This window comes from Propionispira raffinosivorans DSM 20765 (genome assembly GCF_000381065.1).
Taxonomy (GTDB): Bacteria; Bacillota; Negativicutes; order Selenomonadales; family Selenomonadaceae; genus Propionispira; species Propionispira raffinosivorans.
Genome location: NZ_KB905851.1, coordinates 93,808 through 104,758, shown reverse-complemented (window position 1 = coordinate 104,758; position 10,951 = coordinate 93,808). Strand labels below are relative to the sequence as shown.

Annotated in this window: 12 protein-coding genes; all 12 read right to left on the bottom strand. The window is 38.6% G+C overall.

Features of this window, described 5'->3' with window-relative positions; translation table 11 throughout:
• Positions 1-651 (bottom strand): methylmalonyl-CoA mutase family protein (locus F606_RS0111425; RefSeq protein ID WP_019554025.1); only part of this gene is annotated, 651 nt, incomplete at its 3' end.
• A gap of 68 nt (positions 652-719) precedes the next feature.
• On the bottom strand, positions 720-1,262 hold the full coding sequence (locus F606_RS0111420; protein WP_019554024.1) for a hypothetical protein: 543 nt from the start codon (positions 1,260-1,262) through the stop codon (positions 720-722).
• An 86-nt stretch (positions 1,263-1,348) separates the two neighbouring features.
• Entirely contained in the window at positions 1,349-2,725 is a 1,377-nt protein-coding gene (locus F606_RS0111415) for an SLC13 family permease (RefSeq protein WP_019554023.1), read from the bottom strand.
• A gap of 128 nt (positions 2,726-2,853) precedes the next feature.
• On the bottom strand, positions 2,854-2,994 hold the full coding sequence (locus F606_RS23360) for a hypothetical protein (protein WP_019554022.1): 141 nt from the start codon (positions 2,992-2,994) through the stop codon (positions 2,854-2,856).
• Between the two features lie 17 nt (positions 2,995-3,011).
• Positions 3,012-4,169: a sodium ion-translocating decarboxylase subunit beta gene (locus F606_RS0111405; RefSeq protein ID WP_019554021.1), complete on the bottom strand. Its 1,158-nt coding sequence runs from the start codon at positions 4,167-4,169 to the stop codon at positions 3,012-3,014.
• A gap of 72 nt (positions 4,170-4,241) precedes the next feature.
• Positions 4,242-4,640 (bottom strand): biotin/lipoyl-containing protein, encoded by a 399-nt coding sequence (locus F606_RS0111400; protein ID WP_019554020.1) that lies wholly within the window; start codon positions 4,638-4,640, stop codon positions 4,242-4,244.
• Positions 4,641-4,656: 16 nt separating this feature from the next.
• On the bottom strand, positions 4,657-4,923 hold the full coding sequence (locus tag F606_RS0111395; protein ID WP_019554019.1) for a hypothetical protein: 267 nt from the start codon (positions 4,921-4,923) through the stop codon (positions 4,657-4,659).
• Between the two features lie 105 nt (positions 4,924-5,028).
• The gene (mmdA, locus tag F606_RS0111390; RefSeq protein WP_033368341.1) at positions 5,029-6,528 is read right to left on the bottom strand and encodes a methylmalonyl-CoA decarboxylase subunit alpha; all 1,500 of its coding nucleotides are present in this window, start codon (positions 6,526-6,528) and stop codon (positions 5,029-5,031) included.
• Between the two features lie 290 nt (positions 6,529-6,818).
• On the bottom strand, positions 6,819-7,523 hold the full coding sequence (locus F606_RS0111385; protein WP_019554017.1) for a response regulator: 705 nt from the start codon (positions 7,521-7,523) through the stop codon (positions 6,819-6,821).
• Positions 7,516-9,126, bottom strand: a complete 1,611-nt coding sequence (gene dcuS / locus F606_RS0111380) for a DcuS/MalK family sensor histidine kinase (protein WP_026329362.1) — start codon at positions 9,124-9,126, stop codon at positions 7,516-7,518. The genes F606_RS0111385 and dcuS overlap by 8 nt, the downstream gene beginning before the upstream one ends.
• 197 nt (positions 9,127-9,323) lie before the next feature.
• The gene (locus F606_RS0111375; RefSeq protein WP_019554015.1) at positions 9,324-10,235 is read right to left on the bottom strand and encodes a DMT family transporter; all 912 of its coding nucleotides are present in this window, start codon (positions 10,233-10,235) and stop codon (positions 9,324-9,326) included.
• A 175-nt stretch (positions 10,236-10,410) separates the two neighbouring features.
• Complete coding sequence (locus F606_RS0111370) at positions 10,411-10,863, bottom strand: Hsp20/alpha crystallin family protein (RefSeq protein ID WP_019554014.1); 453 nt, start codon at positions 10,861-10,863, stop codon at positions 10,411-10,413.
• Positions 10,864-10,951 lie beyond the last annotated feature (88 nt).

The window sequence follows — 10,951 nt, the reverse complement described above, 5'->3', positions numbered from 1 at the left end:
TGCACAATAAGCAAAGATATTTGTAATCAAACGCATGGATGGTCTTGGTGGGAAAATATACGTTCCACGAGCTGAATATTCTTTTAAAATATCATTTTGAATGGTTCCTTTTAGTTGATCTGCACTAACACCCTGTTTTTCACCAACCGCTATGTACATAGCAAGCAGTACGGATGCTGGAGCATTGATCGTCATGGAAGTCGAAACTTTACCAAGATCAATTTTATCAAAAAGAAGTTCCATATCTGCGAGCGAATCAATAGCAACCCCTACTTTACCAACTTCACCTTCCGAGATATCATCATCGGAGTCATAACCGATCTGCGTTGGTAAGTCAAATGCGCAGGAAAGACCTGTAGCACCGGATTCAATCAAATAGCGATACCGTTTGTTGGATTCTTCGGCAGTGGAAAACCCTGCATACATACGCATTGTCCAGAAACGACCACGATACATCGTAGGCTGTACGCCACGAGTGAAAGGATATACCCCTGGGAATCCGATTTCATCGGCATAATCTGTATTTTGAATATCAAGCGGTGTATAAATACGCTGTTTTGGAATATTAGCCCGTTCCGGGAATTTCGCGATTGCTTTTTCTACTTTGGCTTCATAGGCAGCCAAGTCAGCTTTTACTTTATCATTACTCATAATTTTTGCCTCCTAGCTTATTGCTTCATTGTACCTGTTTTGATAATTCAACTATAGCACGGCTCGCCTTAGACCCTATTCAAATCGGCCAGTACTGCTTTTTCATCATTTTCCATGATTTTATTTGGCAGTTTTTTAGTAAGCTCAGCTAAAAATTTTTGATCCGGTTTAAAATAAATTCGACAATTTTCTATTTTGTTTTTTTTGCCAGAAACCGTATAAGCAACAGTCCATACATTTCTCGGATCAAGTGCCGATTGCATCCTATATGTTCTTCTAAAATTTGTAATATCGATTAATTTAGGCTGATATAAATAGATTCCCATAATGGAATGATTCAAAACCTCATATTTTTTTGTACCCCAAAAACTTTTTTTTATGAAGACTAATGACTTCGCTTCTATTTCACAAATATACTCTGCATTAATCCGATTAAATAACACAAATATAAAAAGAGCATCAAAAGCGAATCCAAGCGGCTGAAAAATATGCAGCATAATAAAGTTCATAATATTAAACCCCAGCAATACCGTAAAAAACAGTATGCTAACCATCATGACCCATCTATTTTTTTTTGTAGATATAGATATTGATTTTACTACAGCACTCATATAGTCCACCACTTTCATTTAAGCTTTTTTTGATAAAAGGAGAGTGCGAAATATTCATTTCAGCACTCCCTCATGTATAGATTTTATTAAAGTTCAAGTAACCCGAAGAATACATAACAAAGAATACCGCCAACAATGCACATGGAGAAACCCCAAATCAACAATTGACGAAATAACTTCCCCTTATCTTCTTTATCATCTGCACAGGCAATACACATTGCACCAAAAAGTGATAATGGTGATGTATCTACTAAGTGGGAACCAACATCAATTGAGGAAATCATGGCAATGGCATTTCCACCACCAAGTTGATCAACCAGTCCTGGAACCAGCGGTAAAAACATTGGCATTACTACACCGGAAGAACTGGAAAAGGAAGAAATAAATCCTGTCGCAACAGCCAATACACCGTTTATGCTGGTTGTATTAGATACATTTGCAATGAGACCTACCATCGCATTTAATCCGCCGGCTTTATCCATAACATCGATCAAGATCCCCATGCCGCCTACCATAATAATAACCGACCAAGGAACAGCCTTAACAGCCGCTTTGCTGTCACCAGCATTTAAAACTAAGAGAATCGATGAAAGTAAAAAGGCGATAGCACCTACATTTGTCACCTTACCATTACCAATAAGATTCATGATCATTGGTGTGAAAAATGGTTTCGTCAACGATAAACTTGGCAGAATAACTAAAAGTACCAGTATCGCAATAGAGCCCAAAGTCATCCATTGTTTTTTATCAAAAGGTTCTGGTTTTGGAGCAATATCATCAATGCTCAAACTCGAAGTACGTTGATTTCTGATCCAAGTCCACCCGCCAAGTACTAAAAACCCACCGATATTGGCAGCTAGCTGAGCAATTTCAGAGTTTAAATGAATCTTCCAAGCTAACATATTCAAATCGCCCATATGCTGTCCCATAGCTTCAAGCTGTGGCGCCATTTTGGCAATAAAGGAGTTAGAAATAATTCCACTTGGTGCAATTGGTGAAAAAGCTGCACCATTCGCAGCTCCAACGACAAGCAGCGTCATTAAGAATGCTTTCATGCCAATGCGATTCGCTATAGCCATAACTACAGGTGCCATAAGCGTTACCGTAGCAATATTCCCAGGGCCAATCGTCGTAATAATCGTAATTAAGATAAAAATTATTAAGGGAATTAAAGCTGTATTGCCTTTAGCCAAACGTATGGCCTTAGCCGTCAGTTTTTCCATTGTTCCATTTGTTGTGGCAATACCAAATAAAAATGTTACACCTGTTAATACCATAAACAAATCAACTGGCCAAGCCTGCATGATTTTAACTGCTGAAAGATTTGCAAAAAGAGAACCAATACCGATAGCAAAAGCTATGGCAATAATACCAACATTCAGATCTTCATTATACATAGATATACCAACTACAATTACAATACCAACTAATGAAGCTATAGCTGCGCTAGAGAGTGCTTCCATAGAAGTATGCCTCCTTATATTACAATTACCTAGTATCTATTACATCTTAGAATTCTCCCTTTTATAGAAAACTCGACTACCATCATTTTTCATAAATTTACATTTTAGTATTTAACGTTACTGCACGATTAATCGTCTTTTTCGTCATCCGAAGCCGGAAAAGCTTTATGCAGCAATGTAGTGGCTAACATAAAAACACCGATAACAATAAACATGGTTGGTAAGGCAATAGCCATCATAGTAACCGATTTCAAAACTGCTCCATCCATTTGTAACACCTCACTTTTTATTTTGCAAGCGCCGGTATAAGTGCCAGCACTAAGCCACCAGCAACAACCGAAGCCACCTGTCCAGCTACGTTAACACCGATTGCATGCTGGATGATAAAATTACTTGGATCTTCTTTCAAAGCCATTTTGGCAATAACACGGCCAGACATTGGAAAAGCCGATATTCCGCAGGCACCGATCATTGGATTTATTTTTTCCGTTCTGCATAAATTTAATAACTTAGCAAATAATACGCCGCCAGCAGTATCAAATACAAAGGCAACCGCGCCAAGTCCCATAATCATAGCTACCTGAACCGTTAAAAAGTTTTCACCTGACATCGTACCACCGATTGTGATACCTAAAAGCAAGGTTACGAGATTCGAAAGTTCATTTTGTGCTGCATTGGAAAGATTTTCAACAACGCCGGAAACTTTTAGAATATTCCCAAACATCAAGCTGCCAATCAGTGCAACCGAAATAGGAGCTACAATCCCCGCAATAAGTACAATCATGAGCGGGAACAAAAATTGCGTGGTTTTCGAAACAGCATCTTCCTCCGAATAACCCATTTTTATTTTACGTTCCGATTCTGTTGTCAAAGCCTTAATAACCGGTGGCTGAATAATTGGTACTAATGACATATAAGAATACGCTGCCACGGATAATGGTCCGAGGAGTTCTTGGGCAAAACGGCTGGCAACATAAATTGTTGTCGGACCATCCGCAGCACCAATAATACCAATGGAAGCGGCATGTTCAAATGAGAATCCCATCAACGTTGCCAAAATTGCGGTTCCAAAGATACCTACTTGAGCGGCTGCGGCAAACAGCATTACGATAGGGCGCCGAATCAATGGTGTAAAATCACACATGGCACCAATAGCAATAAAGATTAAAATAGGAAATAGTTCATTGGCAATTCCACCTTTATATAAGACCCACAAAAAGCCTTCTTCGCCGACTACCTGAGAAATAGCGGATGAGCTTGGTATGTTTGCCAACAAAGCACCAAAACCAATTGGTAAAAGCAAATTCGGCTCATAATCGCGTTTTACTGCCAAATAAATAAGTAAGGCACTGATCGCCCACATGACTACATGTTTCCACGTAAGACCTATAAACCCCATCAATAATTCATCTAACCAAGGGTATTGTAATAGTAAAGACTCCATTGTTCTTCCTCCTTATATCGTGTAAAATGCAAAATTCAGTATATCTTGCAGCACTTTACTAAATCTCATATTTTAGTTACTTAAAATTACTAGAACCTGTCCCGGTTTTACATTATCGCCGCCACTTATATTCACTGCCTTGACCGTGCCATCTACCGGAGCGGAAATTTCATTTTGCATCTTCATCGCTTCTAAAATCAAAAGGACATCTCCTTTTTTAGCTTGATCCCCTGCTTTAACATTTACTTTACTAACTTTACCAGGCATTGGTGCTGGAATTGCAGTATCGCCGGCCAAAACAGCTACTTCTGATGCTGGTGCAAGGGCTTTCGCAGCGACTGGAGCAGCAGGTACAGCCACGATACTCGGAGTTACTGGCGCTAACGGTACCGTAGAACTGCCTCCCGTTTTTTCAACTTCCACCGCATAAGAGACACCGTTAATTGTGATGTTAAGATCCATTTTATTCATATAAAAAACCTCCTATTTAAGATTTACAAACTCTATGAGAATCCATTACTTGCTGTCGCCCTGCCGTTACCCAAGCATTGCTGATACGAGTAATTTTAAACGCTGTTTGACCGTGTTCTGCTGTCAGCATAGCATATGCTGCAGCAGAAATCACAGCGACAAGCTCATTCGACAGCCCCACCGCGGGCTTCACAACGGGCAGATCCGTGTTTGCGGCAGTCTGTACTTTTTTCTTATTTAGTTTTGCTTTATCCTCACCAAATAAGAATGAAAATATCCCCATATTGGCACCCCCTGTTCATTATGCAGGTCCGACCTTTACTATTTCGTTGTTCGCAGTAAATGTATCCAGCCCGACCCGCCTGTAAAATTTTTCAAACCCGATAAATTATAATGGTATATTCCCATGTTTTTTAGCTGGTCGACTTTCGCGTTTGCTGGCAAGCATATGCAGTGCTGTAATAATCCTCGATCGCGTTTCACTTGGTTCAATAACCATATCAACATAGCCACGTTCTGCTGCTTTATAAGGTGTAGCAAATTCCTCAATATATTCAGCTGTTTTTGCTGCCACATCCGGATCTTTACGGAAAATAATATTAGCTGCTCCTGCTGGTCCCATAACTGCAATTTCAGCAGTTGGCCAGGCCATGACTTGGTCTGCACCTAAATCGCGTGAACACATGGCAAGATAAGATCCGCCATATGCTTTGCGAGTAATAACCGTAATTTTAGGTACGGTAGCCTCACAATAAGCATAAAGCATTTTTGCGCCATGGCGAATGATACCACCATATTCCTGATCTGTACCCGGTAAAAATCCTGGTACATCAACAAGATTGACAACTGGAATATTAAAAGCATCACAAAAACGAATAAAGCGAGCTGATTTATCGGAGGCATTTACATCAAGGCAACCAGCCATTACAGCCGGTTGATTGGCAATAATCCCCACGGATCTGCCATCAAAACGAGCAAAGCAGGTAATGATGTTACGGGCATAATGTTCATGAGTTTCATAGAATTCTCCATTATCGACAATCGTCGCAATGATATCTTTCATGTCATAGGGCTGATTCGGATTATCCGGCAGCAACGTATTTAATTCTTCATCAAGTCGTCCAGCATCATCATCCGTTTCAATAATTGGAGCATCTTCCATATTATTGCTTGGCAGAAAACTGAGCAGATAGCGAATTTGATTAATGCAGTCTGTCTCATTCTCTGCGGCAAAATGCGCAACCCCTGAAGTTGTATTATGTGTCATTGCTCCGCCAAGCTGCTCAGCTGTAACCTCTTCTGCTGTAACCGATTTAATAACAGCTGGACCTGTAATAAACATTTGGCTGGTATTTTTAACCATATAAATAAAATCAGTGAGAGCTGGTGAATATACTGCACCACCAGCGCATGGTCCCATGATTACAGAAATCTGCGGTATGACACCTGATGCATGGGTATTTCTCAAGAAAATATTTCCATAACCACATAGTGCATCAACGGCTTCCTGAATACGAGCTCCGCCAGAATCATTAATTCCTATAACCGGTGCGCCCATCTTCATAGCCAGATCCATGACTTTACAAATCTTAGCCGCATGCATTTCACCCAGTGAACCACCTTCTACGGTAAAATCTTGTGCATAGGCATAAACAAGGCGTCCATCAACTGTTCCATAGCCTGATACTACGCCCTCACCCGGCAGATCCTTCTTTTCCTGACCGAAATTTGTACAGCGATGTTTCATAAACTGATCTAACTCAATAAAAGTTCCTTCATCAAAAAACATAGCAATGCGTTCACGAGCTGTCATTTTTCCTTTTTCATGTTGCTTGGCAATACGCGAAGCACCACCGCCTTGCATTATTTTCTCCGATTTTTTTTGCATATCTATGATTTTATCCAGCGTTTTACCCAAGGGCTGCACCTCCAATAATTTAGAATCCGCATCGGGGATCGAGCATATTATATGTACCTGTTGAAGGATGTATCCTCGAAGCGTTCTTTATCTAAGTTAAAAATACCTTATTATTGATACCCTGTATACATTATGTAAATTTTCAAACTATTTTGTAATTAAAGTCAGTGAAACAAAACAGCAGGACCAAAGGAGCCCTTTTCAGTAAGGTTTCCTGTGGTCCTGCTGTTTTATTAATTACAATACAATTTGTATAGCGACTAAAAGTAACGCGTAATAAGTTGTGTTCCCATACTGGCACAACGGTATTTATAAACTGGTCTGCCAATCGTTCCATAAATAAGTTCAAGTTTTAAAACATCGATTTCTTTCATAAACTCCAAATATTTGCGCATTGAAACACGTGATATCCCAACTTGTACAGCAATTTCCTCTGTTGAAAATATTTTTTGCTGGCTGCTTTGTATCTTATCCCAAACCCGTTTCAGCGTATTGCGATCAATCCCTTTTGGCAATTGCACATTGACCGCATGATCTTTATACAAAATATAATGGTCTAAATCTTTCTGTTGAATCACAGCATCCTCACGCATCACCTGAATTAATTCTTTATAATTGGCCAAAGCATCTTTTAAGCGGTCGAATTCAAAAGGTTTGATAATATAATCAATCGCGCCAAAACGTAAGGCCCGCATAATCGTCGCATTATCACAAGCTGCAGTTACTACGATCACATCAATACTTTTTCCTTTTTCTCTTATTTTCATCAACAAGTCAATGCCATTCATCCCCGGCATAAATATATCGAGTAAAACAAGATCTACTGCACACGTATCTAACATTTGCAAAGCTGCATCAGCTGAATGAAGCACGGCTTGCACTTCAAAGCCCTCGACTAATTCAATATATCGTTTATTAAGCTCTGCAACCATAGGATCATCTTCAACTATTATTACCTTAATCAAAAAATCGCTCCTTACTCCTATATGGCAAACTTACATAAAAAGTAGTTCCCTGACCCAGTTCTGAAAGAACATAGATCGTTCCCTGCAAATGAGCTAAACTGCGTTTTGTTATGTATAAACCAATCCCTCGATTTTCGCCTTTCGTTGAATATCCATTTTCATAGATAAACTTGATTTGCTTTTGATCCATACCTCGTCCGGTATCCCTTACTTCGATAAATAAGCGATCATCTTCATGCAAAATCTTCACAAAAAGTTCCTTGACAGCTGTTTTTTCTAATGACTCCAACGCATTTGTCACTAAATTTCCGATAATTGTAATAAGGTCATGAACAATATCTGCCTCAAATAAATCTGGTACAAATGAATCTTCCGTCAGCTTCATTTTGACACCAGCCTCACGTGCCAAGCTCAACTTTCCCAATAAAAAACCAGCCAATACAGGATCCTTGATCGCTCTCACAACTGCCCCCACTTCAACTTGATATGTATGGGCTATTTGCGCCACATAATCTTTAACTTGATCATAATTTCCCAGATGAATCATTCCAACAACTACATGAAGTTTATTCATAAATTCATGAGTCTGTGAACGTAATTCTTCTGCATAAATTTTAACATCCATTAATTTCTCAGCCAATTTCTGCATTTCACTTTTATCACGAAAGGTAGCCACGACACCTACAATCTCATTATTTACATAAACGGGGATACGGCTTGTCAAAATAGTTAATCCATTTAAATTTTGTTCCTGGTCGAGTTCAGCTTTGCCGGTTTTTAAAACATTTTGCATTCTTGTATTGGGAATGAAATCTTCAACATTTTTTCCAATTAGATCGCCCTTTAGTTCTGCATTATTGAGTACTCGCATCGCTGCCTTATTAATCATCGTAATCTTTTCTTCCTGATCAATCGCAAAGGCCCCTTCGCGAATTGATTCCAAAATAGCATTGCGTTCTTCTAACATTTTTGCAATGGCAAATGGTTCCATACCAAAGGTATACTTTTTGATCTGCCGTGCTAAAAATACGGCACCAAGAATTCCTATTACCAGCCCGCAAATACTGCCAAAAACAACACTGCCGCGACTTTGAGTTACCGCTGAAGTTACTTCATCAAGCATGATACCAACTAAGACGACTCCAACCTGTTTCCCTTGTGCTGTGTAAACCGGTGCAAAGGCGCGCAGAGATTCCCCTAATGAACCTGAGTCAATGGATGTTTGCGGATTTCCTAAAAAAGCCTCATTGGCATCATTATTTTCATAATACGTCCCAATTTTGCTCGCATCGGGATGAGACATTCGCTTCCTATTCATATCCATAACTACAACAAACCGGACGCCACTGATTGCAGAAATTCGATTTGCAAACCGCTGCAAATCTTGTGGATCGCCCTGTCCTGCCAAATTATCAATTACAGCTGGAGTACTGGCTGTAATTGTCGCTATTTCGATAGCTTCTGTCTGTAAATTCTCATATGTAATCGTGGATATTTTATCGCTGATCAAAAAATCCGTTACGAGCAACGATACTGAAATAACAACAAATGTAAGTAATAAAAAATTATTTTTTAAATTAAAAAATTTTCTGTTATTTTTAATCTAAGTCACCTTCTTCATTTTCCATCTAATTCTGACCACGAAATAATTTTTAAAATCTACTTATTTTTACCCAAAAGAGATTATACATATAGTATATCATATAAATAAATACCTACGATAAAAAAAGAGACATAATATTCCTGAAAATAAAAAGGAATATTATGTCTCTTCTAAAGCTTTTATTTAAAATAAAAGCTTTAGCCAATTCGATGAATTTCAACAGGCTGTGATTTTTTAAAGAGCTTTAAGAATTTCAATTTTGTTTGAGAAATAATAACTGCCACAAAAATCAAACTAAACCCTAGCACCATTTTCAAGGTAATAACTTCATCATAAAAATAAACCGAAAAGAGCACCCCAAACACCGACTCTAAACTTAATATAATGGCTGCCGAGGATGGATTGGTATATGTAAGCCCAATACTTTGCAAAGCTAAGCATCCCGCCGTAGCAAAGAGCCCTAAATAAACAATGCCCCAAATATCATTCATGACATAACTATCGGGCAGAAACCCTTGCGAAAATACTAAAATCCACGAAAAAACAGCTACAAATACAAGCTGCAAGCACGTCATAACCAAAGGATTCCGGCCTTTGCAAGCCATCGCGACAAGGACAATTTCTACGGCTCCAGCGATCCCGCCTAGCAGCGTATAAATATCACCCCGTAAAATGGTCAGACCATCCGTCAACGATACCAAACCAATTCCGATTAAACATAAAAAAGTTGCACCGAAATTATATCCATCGGGACGGCCCTGCCGAAATAACCAATAGACAAAAGGTACCAAGACACAATAAATCGCGGTCAAAAAAGCACTTTTCCCTGGTGTAGTATCGAGTTCTAAACCAAAAATATGGACACCATACGAAAAAAAAGTGATAATACCTAAGAGAATTCCCCATTTTAAATAAGCAGAATCAATTTTAGATAAATCTTTTCCACAAAAAGCTGCAATTGAAATGGCTCCTACCGTAAATCGAATCGCTAAAATAACTGCCGTTGGTAATGATCCGGCTGCTATTTTGGTTATAACAAAAGTGCTGCCCCAAATTATTGCTGCCAAAAACAAAAGCATGGTATAAAATAAATCACTTCTTTTGGTCAAAATAAACTCCACTCCCTGAAAAAATATAGAAACCGCCTAGCGCCGCTCCCCCTATAATGTTCTGATTAAATATCATTTTATCATAGCAAGCCCCTGCTTAAAAGTCAAATCACGAAAAAAAGCCCCGTGTAAATCAATACCGATTCACCCGGAGCTTTTCCTACGTTAGCCTATTTTATTCAATAGGAATTGTCTTCTTAATTTCTTCAACCGAATTTTTGGGCAAGACTACTTTTAAAATACCTTCTTTTAATTCTGCTTTGATTTTGCTTTCATCAATATCATCAATATAGAAAGAACGTTCCATTTTAGTAGTATGACGTTCACGACAAATATATTTGCCATCCTCATCATGCTCTTCACGATCTTCATTGCGATTTGCTGTAATTGAAAGGTAATTTTTATCATAATCCAAAACAATATCTTCTCTATTAATGCCCGGTAATTCTGCTAAAATTTCATAGGAGCCCCCGCAATCTTTAACATCTACTTTAAAAGATGAAAAAATGGAACTTACTTTACTGAGCGGACCCAACGGTTGTTCAAACATATAATCCATGATACGTTCTAACGATTCTTTGCGTTTTGAAGCATTGTTTCTTAAACCAAATGGCACCATTCCAAACATAAAGTTTACCTCCTTAAATAATTTTTAATTAGCATAGGCAATATTTTTTCACTTTTCCATTTTCTTATACCTTCATTATAGCTAAAAA

Excerpts from the sequence above, each read along its gene's own strand:
- F606_RS0111420 (WP_019554024.1), bottom strand. The coding sequence starts at position 1,262 with ATGAGTGCTGTAGTAAAATCAATATCTATATCTACAAAAAAAAATAGA.
- F606_RS0111405 (WP_019554021.1), bottom strand. The coding sequence starts at position 4,169 with ATGGAGTCTTTACTATTACAATACCCTTGGTTAGATGAATTATTGATG.
- F606_RS0111415 (WP_019554023.1), bottom strand. The coding sequence starts at position 2,725 with ATGGAAGCACTCTCTAGCGCAGCTATAGCTTCATTAGTTGGTATTGTA.
- mmdA (WP_033368341.1), bottom strand. The coding sequence starts at position 6,528 with ATGCAAAAAAAATCGGAGAAAATAATGCAAGGCGGTGGTGCTTCGCGT.
- F606_RS0111370 (WP_019554014.1), bottom strand. The coding sequence starts at position 10,863 with ATGTTTGGAATGGTGCCATTTGGTTTAAGAAACAATGCTTCAAAACGC.
- F606_RS0111400 (WP_019554020.1), bottom strand. The coding sequence starts at position 4,640 with ATGAATAAAATGGATCTTAACATCACAATTAACGGTGTCTCTTATGCG.
- F606_RS0111395 (WP_019554019.1), bottom strand. The coding sequence starts at position 4,923 with ATGGGGATATTTTCATTCTTATTTGGTGAGGATAAAGCAAAACTAAAT.
- F606_RS23360 (WP_019554022.1), bottom strand. The coding sequence starts at position 2,994 with ATGGATGGAGCAGTTTTGAAATCGGTTACTATGATGGCTATTGCCTTA.